We start from the raw sequence: 12,932 nt of genomic DNA on the forward strand, positions 1-12,932 counted from the left end.
GTTATTTAATATGAATAATGCATCATCTGCATTAAAGGTAGCTGCAGGAATTTTTTTAACGATTGCTTTGATTACGATAGTCGTGATTTTGTTTATATCCGCTCAGGAGGCGACTAAGACGGCTCAGAACAACTTCTCGGACATTCAGACAGAGTTATCCCAAGCCGCATTTACTGTTTATGACGGTACTACGATCAGTGGCTCGCAAGTGACCAACGCTCTTCGAAAATACAAGGATAAGGATCAGTTCGGAATATTAGTCCAAACAGGTAAGAATCCAGGAGGTCAGTGGTATGGAAATGTCTTGAATACAAAAGGGGCGGTTGAACACCCTGATTCTCGGCAAGGTAATATTTCTGAAACATTAAATGAAAAAAGCACGCAGTATGTGAATCCAAGTGGTAAATTTAGCGCGACTATTGTTAAAGATGATTCAAATGTAATTCGGGGGATTATTTTCGTCCAGTAACATCTCAAGAAACAGAGGTAAGGATATGAGAGATCAAACAATATCGATGATTGAAGTGACGATAGCTTTTACTCTGTTCATCGGAGCCTGCTGGTTGACCTATTCCATGCAATCTGAGATCGATGCCGGGTTAGAATCAGTTCATCGAAGGGTTCAAGAAAACAATTCAGTTACTACGACTATTGGTCTAAGCAGTGATATCCATGAAGATGTAATATCATTCAAAGGCAGTGAGGTGCTGTTTATGCTTCGGGATGTACAGCAGGGGAAGTATGAAATGTTAGTTGATGGCGTTTCTTTTTCTTCCGGCATGAATCCTGAAACAAGTGATCTCTCTATCATTCAATTGGATGCCAAATATCAAGCTCATTACTTATATGATGCTCATGGAGAGGTAGTCCGTGTACAGAACTACAAAGTGAGGTAGGAGGATGTCAAATTCAGTTTCAAAAATCTTTGCAGCCTTTCTGTCTGTCCTTCTCTTATATATGGTTCCAGCTGGAGAAAGTGCACGGAGGCAGGATGATCTATCAAGAATGCTTGTACATCAGGCAGTGACTAAGTTCGTGGACAGTGTTCGGTTGAAAGGCTTTGTATCTCCGCAGATGTATATGGATTTTATGCAGGAGCTGGATGTAACGGGGAATCTGTATGAAATCGAGATGGAGCATCGTCATAAAAAATATGAGCCTATATATCTGGATCCTGCTGATCCACGGACATTTCAGGACCGATATTCGGTAATTTATGATGCATATTATGAGAATGATATATTAGCATATCTATTTCCGGAGTCTGCAATATCGCTAGAGGACCAGCGCCGAATGTATAAGCTAACGGCAGGTGATTTTTTTCAAGTGAAGATAAAAAGTCGTAATCAGACATCAGGAATATTATTGTTTGATGCACTGACTCTATCGAATTCCGGAGACAAACCTGCCATTGCTTTTCCGTATGGAGGGATGGTATTGAATGAGGATTACTGATCTAGCCATTGTATTTACAGCGGTGTTCTTTCCTTTCTTTCTTCTGATTAGCATACACACTGAGAATATATCGGAGGCCGCTTTTGTGGAAATGAAATATTCTGCAGGTTTACGAGCCGCAGTCCAAGATGGTGGGGAAATGTTAAACATAAACGAGACACAGGCAGAAGAAGCAGGATATGTATCGTTTAAGAAGTTTCGTGCGGATAAGGAGGGGGCACTCAGCACCTTTTCAAACACAATGTATATCAATATGGGAATAGAGGATGATGTTCATGCACAAGCAGCTTTGTGGTGGTATATTCCTGCTTTAGTTGTAGTGGATTATGATGGTTACTACATTTATTCGATGCAAACCTATACTGGGGCTGACGGAGAAGAATCTATGAGTCATGCATGGAGTCCTAAAATTCCTTATGGGTATTCGGATGGAAATGGGAATAGTATTCATTTTACCTTAGACAATCAAGTTGAGATATACAATGGTACTAGCAAGCTTTGGTATTCCGGGTTTCAGTCTGAACTTGTAGGGAAAACAGGAGTGCCACTTCTAGACAACAGTAATACTTTTGAAGAAATTAGGCGAATTACTATAGTGAATTCCATACAAGATGATTTGGCTTACTTTATTAAACGGCATAATACTTTAGCCATGAGAAACGGTATTTCTTATCGCTTCTCCTTACCTTTAATTGCTCAGGAAGAATGGAATAATACGATTAACGATATTGGGTTAATGGCTTTTGTTCAAGGCATTCCTATCGGAGATCGATTCTATAACAATTATTCCTTGGGTGGCGGAAGGTTAATAAAGACACCTGTGTATAACGGAGGTGTGGAAGCAGGTACGGGGAATAAATACTATTATAGGGACACTTGTTCATTTCCTTATGAAGTGCACGAAGTATTTAATAGCCGGAGAGAAGCTGCTGCATCCGGATACAGGGAGAAGGTCTGTTATAACGAGGATGTGAAATAAACTCTACAAGTAAAGGTTTCGACTTATATGGTGACTGTGCTACAATAAATTCTTGACTGTGATCATGCTTTAACAAGAAATGAGTTTATATATAGACAGGGGTTACCATAAATATGAGTTTATTGACTGTAGAGAATGTTACCCATAACTTTGGAGACAGAACGTTATTTAAAGACGTGTCCTTCCGGTTACTTGCAGGAGAGCATGTTGGTCTTGTTGGAGCTAATGGTGTTGGTAAATCGACATTGATGAATATTTTGACGGGTCAGCTTCTTGGTGATAGTGGTAAAGTGGAATGGACGCCTAAAGTTCGTTATGGATATTTGGATCAGCATACAAAGCTGACACCGGGTAAAACGATTCGTGATGTTCTAAAGGATGCATTTCTTCCTTTGCTTAAGCTTGAAGAAGAAATGATGACCATCACAGAAAAGATGGCAGAAGCTTCTCCAGAGGAGCTTGAGGTTCTACTGGAACAAATGGGCGATATTCAAGAGCAACTCGAGATCGGTGATTTCTATTTAATCGACGTTAAAGTTGAAGAAATGGCCAACGGTTTAGGTCTGTCCGTCATTGGTCTTGATCGTGATGTAGCTACACTCAGTGGAGGACAACGTACGAAAGTTTTATTGGCTAAGCTTCTACTTGAAAAACCTACGGTTTTGCTTCTGGATGAGCCAACGAACTATCTGGATGTAGAGCATATTGAGTGGCTTACACAGTATTTGAAGCAGTATCCTTATGCATTTATGCTCATATCACATGATACTGAATTTATGAATCAAGTCGTAGACGTTATTTATCATCTTGAATTTGCCAAGCTAACACGTTACACTGCGAATTATGAGAAATTCCTAGAGATGGCTGACATTAATAAGAATCAGCATATTGAAGCCTATGAGAAACAACAGGAATTCATCAAAAAACAAGAGGATTTCATTCAACGAAATAAGGCACGTTATTCCACTTCTAGTCGGGCGAAGAGCCGAGAGAAACAATTGGAACGAATGGAACGTATCGATCGTCCCGAAGAAGCGGCTAAGCCTACCTTTAACTTTAAAGAAGCCCGTACGAGCGGTAAAACAATATTTGAAGGTATCGATTTTGAAATTGGGTATGATCGTCCGTTGTTGCCAAAGATGTCAATTACCATTGAGCGTGGTGAGAAAATTGCTATCGTTGGATGCAATGGAGTAGGTAAATCAACGCTGCTTAAAACGATCTTAGGAAAAATAGATCCGTACAGTGGTAAGACTTATCAGGGTGACTTCTTATTCCCGGCTTATTTCGAACAAGAAGTAAGAGCTGGGAATTTAACTCCAATTGATGATGTGTGGAATGAGTATCCGCACTTGAATCAACATGAGGTGCGTGCACACTTGGCAAGATGTGGTCTGAAGAACGAGCATATTACTAGACCACTGAAAGCGCTGAGCGGTGGCGAACAGGCTAAAGTTCGATTATGTAAACTCCTCATGCGTGAGAGCAATTGGGTCCTCTTTGATGAACCAACCAATCACTTGGATGTAGTCGCTAAAGCAGAGTTGAAACGAGCGCTGAAAGAATATAAAGGCACCGTTCTGCTGGTATCCCATGAACCAGACTTTTACGAAGACTGGGTAACAAAGATTTGGAATGTGGAAGACTGGTCCCATCAGTCATAATCATACTTAAAAGCCACTCCTTGGAGTGGCTTCTTCAAATGGACAAAAACAAGTAAAGGAGAGAAGGAGATGTTGGAGGAACAACGGAATAGTCGTTATTCTAGACAAGTGCGCTTTGTACCTTTTGGAGCAGATGGTCAAGATGCACTTGGACGAAGTCATGTGCTTATCGTTGGAGCGGGTGCACTTGGAAGCGCGATTGCAGAAACCTTAGTTCGAGCTGGAGTTGGCCGGATAACGATCACGGATCGGGATTATGTGGAATGGAGCAATCTACAGCGTCAGCAATTATATACAGAACAAGATGCACTGAAACATCTCCCTAAAGCTGAAGCAGCACGTATGAGGTTGCAATCTATAAATTCAGAAGTGCGGATTGAATCCCATGTTATGGATGTCCGTGCGGAGGAGCTTGCAGAACTTGCTCAAGGCTGTGACCTCATTATGGATGCTACGGATAATTTTGATACTCGTCTCATCATAAACGATATATCGCAGAAGATGAACATACCATGGATTTATGGTGGGTGTGTGGGCAGTACAGGTATGACATATACCTTTATTCCGGGCGAGACACCATGTCTTCATTGTCTACTCGGATCGGTTCCTTTAGGCGGAGATACATGTGATACAGCGGGGATACTTCCTCAAGCAGTTCAAATCGTTGCTTCTCATCAGACGATGGAAGCGATGAAGCTACTGTCCGGCCAAACAAACGCACTTCGTAAGAAACTGCTTTCTTTTGATTTATGGAGGAATGAATCGATTGAAACAAAACTTGACTCTGCGCGGAAAAGCGATTGTTTATCGTGCGGTACTCATCCAGTATATCCTTTTTTATCAGCGATAAATAATACAAAAGGAGAAGTGTTGTGCGGTAGAGACACGATTCAGATCAGGCCTGGTCGGAAAGTAAAGTTAGATCTCGAGATGATGGCAGAGCGCTTAGGAGACCTTCCTGAAGGAAAGACATCCTTGAATCCTTTCATGGTTATATTTGAGATGAGTCAACATCGACTTGTGTTCTTTGCGGATGGGAGGGCTTTGATTCATGGTACCTCCGACCTGATGGAGGCGAAGAACCTGTATTATCGATATATGGGATAAAATAATCCAGCAGATCACATCCATTTCCGTATTGGGGAATGGATGTTTTTCTTTTGAGGCAAGCTAACAGGCAGAGATGTTAACGTATGTTAATCCAATAAATGCACTCAGGAGACGTTTATTATAGAAGTTGAATAGGGGGAACCCTTTTGGATGGATCGATTCTTTTAGCAGTTACTGAAGTTGATTCAGCGAGTAGAATTAAAGCGAAACTCGAATCGTCAGGTTATTCGGTTCATATAGCAGATCATTTATCTTTAGCCCTAACCCTTGTACAACAAATGAATATAATTATGGTCATTGTAGACAGTAAATTGTCTGGAATGCAAGATTTTGATTTTGTTCGCAGAGTACAGAAAGGGGAGCAGCGTTTGCCGGTTATGGTACTGGGACATGACGGATCGGAAGAAGCGGCAGCAGCTCTTGAAGCGGGTGCTAACGATTATATCTCTGATACGATGGATGATCGGGAATGGTTAGCAAGGGTAAATAATCTATTAGTGTTATTTAATTATGGCAATGAACAACGAAACCAAAAAATCGAACTCGACGATTTAATGATTGATCCACTTAGCAGACAGGTTGTTAGAGAAGATAAACCGATTGATTTAACCCAGCGTGAATATGATCTGTTATTATATTTATCCAAGAGGGTGAATCAAGTATGTTCTCGGGAAGATATCTTGAGTCATGTGTGGGATTATGACTTTGACACAGGCACCAATGTGGTAGATGTATACATCCTCCACTTGCGTGAAAAGGTAGATAAAGGACGAAAACGGAAAATGATTCGTACGATTCGTGGCGCAGGATATATGCTTAAAACTTCTGCGGATGAAACTTAGAAAGAATTTTACCCCCTAGCATGATATCCTGGAATAAACTTAAGGTTTAGCCGATGTTATCATATAGGGGGTATTTTCTATGCCCTTGTTTAAATATGGGGAGAGGGCGGAGGATCGTGAATAATTTATGGAATAAAATTATTTATAAGTTGGGATCACCTCTATATGATACCTTTTTTAATTCAGGAAGTTTTTTAAAAGCCCGTCAGCAAATATTTAAGAACATGAATTTCAGCTCTAATCAGAAAATTCTATTTGTAGGTGTAGGGACGGGTGCGGATTTAGAATTAGTTGATCATTCAAATCTTGATCTCACTGCAATCGATTACTCTCCTGATATGTTGGAGAAAGCTCGAGGGAAATTCAAAGATTCTACGATTACTTTTATAGAAATGGATGCTCAAAACATGGTTTTTGAGAACGAATCCTTCGACTATGTCGTAGCAAGTTTAATTCTTTCCGTTGTTCCTGACCCTGACAAATGTTTTGTTGAGATGAAGAGGGTATTAAAAGAGAACGGCAAAATCATAATATTTGATAAATTTGCTCCCGTTAATAAAAAGCTCTCGTTATTCAAATCTATGATAAGACCGATAATCAGTGCGCTAGGAACAGATATTGGCCGAAGTTTCGAGCATATATATTTAAATAACAATCAAGGTGTGGAACTTGAAGAGGATATACCAATCATGTGGAATGGCATGTATCGAAAAATTATAATCGTTAAAACTACAAGTGATAACAATAAAATAAGCTGACCCTGTAATAACAGAGTCAGCTTATTTTATCGAGTTGAGAACTACAATACGCGGCGAGCTTTCAGGTAAGTCTTTTTCCACGTTCCGGAATTCAGGTTAGAGATCGTTACGCCTGGTTTACCATACGTATGAAGGATTTTACCGTTACCAGCATATACAGCGACGTGAGTTACATTTTTACCATTCGCACGACTACCGCTGGAGAAGAACACGAGATCGCCAGGCTTCAGGTTAGATTTCGATACAGCTACCCCTACTTTGGATTGTTGTGCAGAAGTACGTGGCAGATTCACACCAAACTGTTTAAAAATATGCTTCGTGAAAGAGGAGCAATCAAATACTTTAGTCGTACTAGTGGAAGCTCCGAATTTATATGGTGTTCCCAAATATTTTTTACCGAAATTGACAACTTGTTGTCCTTTAGATACAGCGTAAGTGCTGGCAGTAGCTGCTTCAGCTTGTGGAGTTGGTGCTACGGCCAAAAGTGTTCCCAGTCCCATAGCTGCACTAATGCTGATGATCGCGGCTTTCTTGATAAAAGTTTGTTTATTCATGATGTATGACCTCCAAGAAAATCGTTTTTGTTTATCGCTTGATCCGAGTATAACAGATTTGAAACCACCCGAATTTTTGGAAAATTGGATATAATCCACGTCAGATAAGGAATGAAAGCGAATTATTAAAAAAACATTAAAAGTTACAAAAGAGTAATAATTTAATCTGTATTATTGTCGGGAATGAAGAAAAACCCTTGATTATCAAGGGTTTTTCGCTGTTTTTATTCGGTTTTTAAAGATAACAATAAAGTTACAATCATTCATCTTTACTCTGAATAACTAATAGTAAACCACCTTCGACTTTAACGGTTCCTTTGCTTCCAGAGAGTCGGTTGCTAATACCCAGGGATTGTCCAAGTTTTAATGTTGCGTTGTGAAGAGGGTATTGAAATCCCTCTAATTCAATGCCTGTTACCTCCGGCGTGAGGGGTAAAAGAGATACGTAAGTAAATCCTAGGTCTTCAACTTCACAGATCGAACCAGTTAATGAAATATGATTATGCTCGTCCAACATAGAACAACGAACATGATGCTGTACTCCACGAAGTAACATATGCACATTGGCAAGAGTATGGTCCAAACGTGTGCCCGTCCCGCCTAGTAATATAATTTCTGTCGGACTTTGATCTAATGCCACATCGAAGGCGAGCTCTGTGTCTGTTAGATTCTTGTCAATCGGATCACATTTGACAATTTTCTTACTCATTGAAGTGACGACTTCAAGTTGTTCTGGTTTAATAGAGTCAAAATCACCTACAGAGATGTGAGGTGTAATTCCATTCTCAATTAGAAATAAAGCTCCGCGATCCGCGCCGATAATATAATCATCTTCTTTAATCATTTCTAATGATTTCATTGATAGACTTCCACCTGTAAAGATCAAAATACGATTTGGTTTCATCCTCTAGCCACCTTTGTGTTGAAGTTTGTCAATTTATATCAGTATAGATCAGTTTTTGTGCTTGCACAATTTCGTCACACATGGATAAAATGGGATAAGCAAATGATGTGAAGCGGGGGAAAGGCATTTGGACATGCACGTGTTTGAGTTGTTAAGTATTATTGGTACGGTTGCCTTTGCGATGTCTGGAGCTTTTGTTGCCATGGAAGAAGAGTATGATATCCTAGGTATAATGGTCCTTGGACTTGTAACTGCATTTGGTGGTGGAGTAGTCAGGAATGTTCTCATCGGTGTCCCGGTAACGACACTTTGGAGTCAAGGTGACTTGATTATGCTTGCCATCGTCTCTGTTTGTGTTGCTTTTGTCCTTCCAATGGCATGGATAAAACACTGGAAAAGGACAGAGGCTTTTTTTGATGCGATCGGTTTATCAGCATTTGCTGTACAAGGTGGAATTTATGCTACACAAATGAATCATCCACTAATTGCAGTAATTGTCGCTGCAGCATTAACAGGTATCGGTGGTGGTGTCATACGTGATTTGCTTGCAGGTCGAAAGCCGCTTGTTCTCCGTGATGAAATTTACGCGGTATGGGCAATGGCTGCAGGAGCTGTGATCGGACTAGGAGTTACCCAAAAGACTTGGCAACTTCTGACGTTATTTGTCGTCGTTGTGTTGTTTAGGATGCTCTCAGTACATTATAAGTGGCGCCTTCCGAGACGTTCCATTGGTACTTCTTCCCCAATGAATACAGAGAAGAATCTGCCCTTATAAGAAAAATAGAGTATGATATCTTTTGGTAAGATGATAATCGGTCTAGAAAGGAATGAAATCGGATGATTTCCGTTTTATTTGTTTGTTTAGGTAACATTTGTCGGTCCCCTATGGCCGAAGCTGTTCTGAGATCTAAAATTGTTCAAAGAGGTTTAAGTGAAAAGATAAAGGTGGATTCTGCAGGTACAGGGGATTGGCATGTAGGAAGTGTTCCTCATGAGGGTACACGTAAATTGCTCGACAATTGGCGTATCAGTTATGAAGGGATGACAGCCAGACAAGTGGATAGTCGGGATTTTTCCGATTTTGACTATATGGTAGCGATGGATGATTCGAATGTTGATAATCTCCGTAAGGTCCCTGGTGGAGAAGAGGCTACTATCATTAAATTTATGGACCTGCTTCCTGACGAGCAATTACGTGAGGTGCCGGATCCGTATTTTACTGGGAATTTTGAAGAAGTATATCGATTGATTGACTCCGGTTGTGATGTACTGCTGGACAGGATCGTTAGAGAAAAGTTATAATCTATTCGGACAAGCGGAAGGATACGACCGCTTATCTTTTTGAAACTAGATGTAAGCGCGTGCATTGATGGCTGATGATTGAAATAAAAAAGATGAACAAAGCACATTCCATAAAAAATGCGCGATTGTTCATCTTTTTTTGCAGGTGTATGCATTAAGGCTGGAAGAAATACATTAGTGCAGCTGGAAGCTCCTTCTGCCAAAAGCCCCAAAGATGGCGTCCATCTTTCTCTTCATAATGAACTTTGGCGTCTCGTTCTTCAAACAGCTTTTTTGCCGAACGATTTAATTCGACAAAATTATAAACACCAGTATCTGTTGTGAAGTTGTCCTCTTGTAAACCAACGATCATGAAGATATTTAGCCACGATAAGTCTGTTTCAAGAGCAATGATATGTTGGGACTGATCGTAGAAAGCTCCGGACATGCAAATAATTCTTGTGAACAACTCGGGATAACGAAGTGCTAAATGGACCGAAACACTGCCCCCAAGCGAGTCTCCAGCTAACACACGATCAGATGGATCGCGGCGGACGGGATACTTATTCTCGATAAAGGGAATAATTTCTTCAGCGAAACATGCCAGATAAGCATCGAACCGGTTTCCAAATGGGGCATACTCTTCAGTACGGACTTTGGTATCCACTTCAACGCCAACAATGATAAAAGGTTCAACACCTTCTTCTAATATAAGTTGGTTGGCCCAGGTGGCAATTCGCCCAAAGTTAAAAAATTCTTCTCCGTCCTGACAATACACAACGGGATAACTGAGAATTTCGTTATAACCAGGTGGGAGGTAAATGCGCAGGGTGCGATTCTCCTTTAAATGGCTGCTACGTATTTCTTCTTTAACTATTGTTCGTTTTAACAAACGTGCATCTGTCATCATTCGTCACCTTTCGATGGATAGTTTTGAAAAGCATGTAACAATAGGATAAGATTAATCTGTTGTCCTTAAGATACTGCTGTAGTGTTAGAATTGTCACACTGTTATACAATTATTCGAACGCTGTTATACATACAAAAATAAAGAAATATGAAATTTATCTAGTATTTCTTTGACGTTTGGAGTAAAACAGGTGTATAATAATTCTATAACAGCGGAACTTGATATTCAAATATTTATTGAGGTGAAAAAAATGACCAAGGTTCCTTATGAAGTATATACCGAGGAAGTTGCAACACTATCTGTACTTTCCCCGGACGGCGAAATTGTTAATGAAGATCTTCTGCCGAAATTAACTGATGATCAATTGAAAGAAATTATGTATCGTATGGTGTTTACACGTACTTGGGACGATCGTGCCGTTAACCTCGGCCGTCAAGGACGTCTCGGTTTTTACGCGCCAGTATCTGGTCAAGAAGCAACAATGGTTGGTAGCGAATTTGCATTGGAAAAAGAAGACTTTATTTGCCCAGGTTACCGCGACATGCCACAAATCGTATGGCACGGTCTTCCGCTTTATCAAGCATTCTTGTACTCCCGTGGACATCAACATGGTGGTCAAATTCCGGATGGCGTTAATGTATTAATGCCTCAAATTATCATCGGTGCACAAATTTTGCATGCGATGGGTATTGCTATGGGTTATAAACTCAAAAAACAAAAACAAGTTGTTATCACTTACACAGGTGACGGCGGTTCGTCTGAAGGTGACTTCTACGAAGGTCTGAACTTTGCTGGTGTTTACAAGTTGCCTGTTATCTTCTTTGTACAAAACAATGGCTATGCTATTACAACTCCATTTGCTAAACAAACTGCTGCTCTTTCCATCGCTCACAAAGCGGTTGCAGCGGGTATCAAAGGTGTTAAAGTTGATGGTATGGACGTTCTGGCTGTTATTAAAGCAGTTCAGGATGCAGCTGAGCGCGGACGTAATGGAGAAGGCGCAACATTGATCGAGGCTGTAACTTATCGTTTCCGTCCACACTCCTTGTCGGATGATGCTACGAAATATCGTACTAAAGAAGAAGAAGGTCAATGGAACGAGAAAGATCCTATTGCCCGTCTTGCGAAGTACCTCGAGAAAAAAGGTCTTTGGACAGATGAAGATACAGCTCGTGTTAAAGACGAAGCGAAAGCGAAAGTCAACGAGCAAATTAAGAAAGCTGAGCAGACTGAAAAGATGACTGTTCCTGGTCTGATTGACAGCATGTTCGAGCAAACACCTAAACATCTTGAAGAGCAAAAAGCCGATTTCCAATAAGAATCGGTTCCTTTTGCCGCGAGTGATAACCTGAACTTGTTCTATTATAGAAGAAGGTGGTTCACTGCGGGTATAGCATGGAAGGATTGCTTTCGATAAATGATACGGTTTAACAGCCAAGCATATTGGATCTGTAATGTCTAAGGAGGAAATGAAGCAATGGCACAAATGAACATGAAAGAAGCGATTCGCGACGCAATGCGCGTTGAATTGAGCCGTGACCCTAACGTCGTCATCTTCGGTGAAGACGTAGGTAATGTCGGCGGTGTCTTCCGGGTAACTGAAGGCCTGCAAAAAGAATTCGGAGAAGAGCGTGTATTTGATACACCACTAGCTGAATCCGCAATCGGCGGTATGGCTGTTGGTCTTGGTATTCAAGGCTTCCGTCCGATCGCTGAAATTCAATTCGTAGGATTTATTTTTGAAGCACTTGACCAAATCGTGATTCAAGCTGCTCGTATGCGTTACCGTTCCGGTGGTAAATATAACTCTCCAATCGTATTCCGCACACCTTTCGGTGGTGGGGTTAAAGCGGCTGAACTGCACACGGATTCTTTGGAAGGTTTGATTGCTCAAAGTCCGGGTATTAAAGTGGTAGTTCCATCTAATCCTTATGATGCTAAAGGATTGTTGATTTCTGCGATTCGTGATAACGATCCAGTCTTCTTTATGGAGCACTTGAATTTGTACCATGCATTCCGTGCAGAAGTTCCGGAAGGCGAGTACACTGTTGAGCTCGGTAAGGCAAATGTAGTTCGCGAAGGTTCCGATGTAACAATTATCGCTTATGGTCTGATGGTTCATACAGCAACCAAAGCAGCTGATGAGCTTGAGAAGAACGGTATTAAAGCGGAAGTTATTGACCTTCGTACAATTTCGCCGATTGACATCGATACTCTGGTTGAGTCCATCAAAAAGACAAACCGCGCAATCGTCGTTCAAGAAGCTCAAAAATCCTCCGGCGTAGCTGCTGAGGTTATTGCTCAAATTAACGAAAAAGCGATCCTGCATCTGGAAGCACCAGTGCTTCGCGTGTCAGCACCTGATACGGTTTATGCTTTTGCGCAAATTGAGGACGCTTGGTTGCCTACACCTGCTCGCATCATTGAAGCAGTGAATAAAGTGATGGAATTTTAATTGCAGTAATTATCTAGGGA

General features: G+C 40.9%; 15 protein-coding genes. 12 read left to right on the forward strand and 3 right to left on the reverse strand.

Annotated features, from left to right (window positions below):
• Positions 1 to 10: 10 nt before the first annotated feature.
• From ACFQV5_RS14125 to ACFQV5_RS14160, 8 genes are all read left to right on the forward strand, one after another.
• Positions 11 to 469 (forward strand): ABC transporter permease, encoded by a 459-nt coding sequence (locus ACFQV5_RS14125; RefSeq protein ID WP_379247857.1) that lies wholly within the window; start codon positions 11 to 13, stop codon positions 467 to 469.
• Positions 470 to 494: 25 nt separating this feature from the next.
• A complete protein-coding gene (locus ACFQV5_RS14130; RefSeq protein WP_379247859.1) occupies positions 495 to 896 on the forward strand; it encodes a hypothetical protein in 402 nt (133 codons plus the stop codon).
• 4 nt (positions 897 to 900) lie between these two features.
• Positions 901 to 1,455 (forward strand): hypothetical protein, encoded by a 555-nt coding sequence (locus ACFQV5_RS14135; protein ID WP_379247861.1) that lies wholly within the window; start codon positions 901 to 903, stop codon positions 1,453 to 1,455.
• A complete protein-coding gene (locus tag ACFQV5_RS14140; protein ID WP_379247863.1) occupies positions 1,442 to 2,434 on the forward strand; it encodes a hypothetical protein in 993 nt (330 codons plus the stop codon). Before ACFQV5_RS14135 ends, ACFQV5_RS14140 begins: the two co-directional genes overlap by 14 nt.
• Before the next feature lie 113 nt (positions 2,435 to 2,547).
• Positions 2,548 to 4,098, forward strand: coding sequence for an ABC-F family ATP-binding cassette domain-containing protein (locus ACFQV5_RS14145; RefSeq protein WP_379247865.1), 1,551 nt, complete (start codon positions 2,548 to 2,550; stop codon positions 4,096 to 4,098).
• A gap of 69 nt (positions 4,099 to 4,167) precedes the next feature.
• On the forward strand, positions 4,168 to 5,205 hold the full coding sequence (locus tag ACFQV5_RS14150; protein ID WP_379247867.1) for a ThiF family adenylyltransferase: 1,038 nt from the start codon (positions 4,168 to 4,170) through the stop codon (positions 5,203 to 5,205).
• Between the two features lie 149 nt (positions 5,206 to 5,354).
• Positions 5,355 to 6,050: a winged helix-turn-helix transcriptional regulator gene (locus tag ACFQV5_RS14155; RefSeq protein ID WP_379247869.1), complete on the forward strand. Its 696-nt coding sequence runs from the start codon at positions 5,355 to 5,357 to the stop codon at positions 6,048 to 6,050.
• A gap of 116 nt (positions 6,051 to 6,166) precedes the next feature.
• Positions 6,167 to 6,808 carry a class I SAM-dependent methyltransferase gene (locus ACFQV5_RS14160; RefSeq protein WP_379247871.1) on the forward strand — a complete coding sequence of 214 codons (642 nt, stop codon included), beginning with the start codon at positions 6,167 to 6,169 and terminating at the stop codon, positions 6,806 to 6,808.
• A gap of 41 nt (positions 6,809 to 6,849) precedes the next feature.
• On the opposite strand, the gene ACFQV5_RS14165 is transcribed toward ACFQV5_RS14160, so the two are convergent.
• Together ACFQV5_RS14165 and ACFQV5_RS14170 are read right to left on the reverse strand one after the other, a co-directional pair.
• Positions 6,850 to 7,362, reverse strand: a complete 513-nt coding sequence (locus ACFQV5_RS14165) for a C40 family peptidase (RefSeq protein ID WP_379247873.1) — start codon at positions 7,360 to 7,362, stop codon at positions 6,850 to 6,852.
• Positions 7,363 to 7,621: 259 nt separating this feature from the next.
• On the reverse strand, positions 7,622 to 8,266 hold the full coding sequence (locus ACFQV5_RS14170) for a thiamine diphosphokinase (RefSeq protein WP_379247875.1): 645 nt from the start codon (positions 8,264 to 8,266) through the stop codon (positions 7,622 to 7,624).
• A gap of 133 nt (positions 8,267 to 8,399) precedes the next feature.
• Here ACFQV5_RS14170 and ACFQV5_RS14175 point away from each other — a divergent pair, with 133 nt between their 5' ends.
• Together ACFQV5_RS14175 and ACFQV5_RS14180 are read left to right on the forward strand one after the other, a co-directional pair.
• Positions 8,400 to 9,041, forward strand: coding sequence for a trimeric intracellular cation channel family protein (locus ACFQV5_RS14175; RefSeq protein ID WP_379248269.1), 642 nt, complete (start codon positions 8,400 to 8,402; stop codon positions 9,039 to 9,041).
• A 62-nt stretch (positions 9,042 to 9,103) separates the two neighbouring features.
• The gene (locus tag ACFQV5_RS14180; RefSeq protein WP_379247877.1) at positions 9,104 to 9,568 is read left to right on the forward strand and encodes a low molecular weight protein-tyrosine-phosphatase; all 465 of its coding nucleotides are present in this window, start codon (positions 9,104 to 9,106) and stop codon (positions 9,566 to 9,568) included.
• A gap of 154 nt (positions 9,569 to 9,722) precedes the next feature.
• On the opposite strand, the gene ACFQV5_RS14185 is transcribed toward ACFQV5_RS14180, so the two are convergent.
• On the reverse strand, positions 9,723 to 10,454 hold the full coding sequence (locus tag ACFQV5_RS14185) for an alpha/beta hydrolase (RefSeq protein WP_379248270.1): 732 nt from the start codon (positions 10,452 to 10,454) through the stop codon (positions 9,723 to 9,725).
• A 253-nt stretch (positions 10,455 to 10,707) separates the two neighbouring features.
• Here ACFQV5_RS14185 and pdhA point away from each other — a divergent pair, with 253 nt between their 5' ends.
• On the forward strand, positions 10,708 to 11,775 hold the full coding sequence (pdhA, locus tag ACFQV5_RS14190; RefSeq protein ID WP_379248271.1) for a pyruvate dehydrogenase (acetyl-transferring) E1 component subunit alpha: 1,068 nt from the start codon (positions 10,708 to 10,710) through the stop codon (positions 11,773 to 11,775).
• A gap of 159 nt (positions 11,776 to 11,934) precedes the next feature.
• Positions 11,935 to 12,912 carry an alpha-ketoacid dehydrogenase subunit beta gene (locus tag ACFQV5_RS14195; RefSeq protein ID WP_379247879.1) on the forward strand — a complete coding sequence of 326 codons (978 nt, stop codon included), beginning with the start codon at positions 11,935 to 11,937 and terminating at the stop codon, positions 12,910 to 12,912.
• Positions 12,913 to 12,932 lie beyond the last annotated feature (20 nt).

It is taken from the genome of Paenibacillus sp. GCM10028914, assembly GCF_042666275.1.
Lineage (GTDB): Bacteria > Bacillota > Bacilli > Paenibacillales > Paenibacillaceae > Paenibacillus_AQ.

Bases quoted from the DNA above. Each gene is read 5' to 3' on its own strand.
- ACFQV5_RS14195 (WP_379247879.1), top strand. From the start codon at position 11,935: ATGGCACAAATGAACATGAAAGAAGCGATTCGCGACGCAATGCGCGTT.
- ACFQV5_RS14185 (WP_379248270.1), bottom strand. From the start codon at position 10,454: ATGACAGATGCACGTTTGTTAAAACGAACAATAGTTAAAGAAGAAATA.
- ACFQV5_RS14150 (WP_379247867.1), top strand. From the start codon at position 4,168: ATGTTGGAGGAACAACGGAATAGTCGTTATTCTAGACAAGTGCGCTTT.
- ACFQV5_RS14170 (WP_379247875.1), bottom strand. From the start codon at position 8,266: ATGAAACCAAATCGTATTTTGATCTTTACAGGTGGAAGTCTATCAATG.
- ACFQV5_RS14135 (WP_379247861.1), top strand. From the start codon at position 901: ATGTCAAATTCAGTTTCAAAAATCTTTGCAGCCTTTCTGTCTGTCCTT.
- ACFQV5_RS14130 (WP_379247859.1), top strand. From the start codon at position 495: ATGAGAGATCAAACAATATCGATGATTGAAGTGACGATAGCTTTTACT.
- pdhA (WP_379248271.1), top strand. From the start codon at position 10,708: ATGACCAAGGTTCCTTATGAAGTATATACCGAGGAAGTTGCAACACTA.
- ACFQV5_RS14140 (WP_379247863.1), top strand. From the start codon at position 1,442: ATGAGGATTACTGATCTAGCCATTGTATTTACAGCGGTGTTCTTTCCT.
- ACFQV5_RS14175 (WP_379248269.1), top strand. From the start codon at position 8,400: ATGCACGTGTTTGAGTTGTTAAGTATTATTGGTACGGTTGCCTTTGCG.
- ACFQV5_RS14145 (WP_379247865.1), top strand. From the start codon at position 2,548: ATGAGTTTATTGACTGTAGAGAATGTTACCCATAACTTTGGAGACAGA.
- ACFQV5_RS14125 (WP_379247857.1), top strand. From the start codon at position 11: ATGAATAATGCATCATCTGCATTAAAGGTAGCTGCAGGAATTTTTTTA.
- ACFQV5_RS14165 (WP_379247873.1), bottom strand. From the start codon at position 7,362: ATGAATAAACAAACTTTTATCAAGAAAGCCGCGATCATCAGCATTAGT.
- ACFQV5_RS14180 (WP_379247877.1), top strand. From the start codon at position 9,104: ATGATTTCCGTTTTATTTGTTTGTTTAGGTAACATTTGTCGGTCCCCT.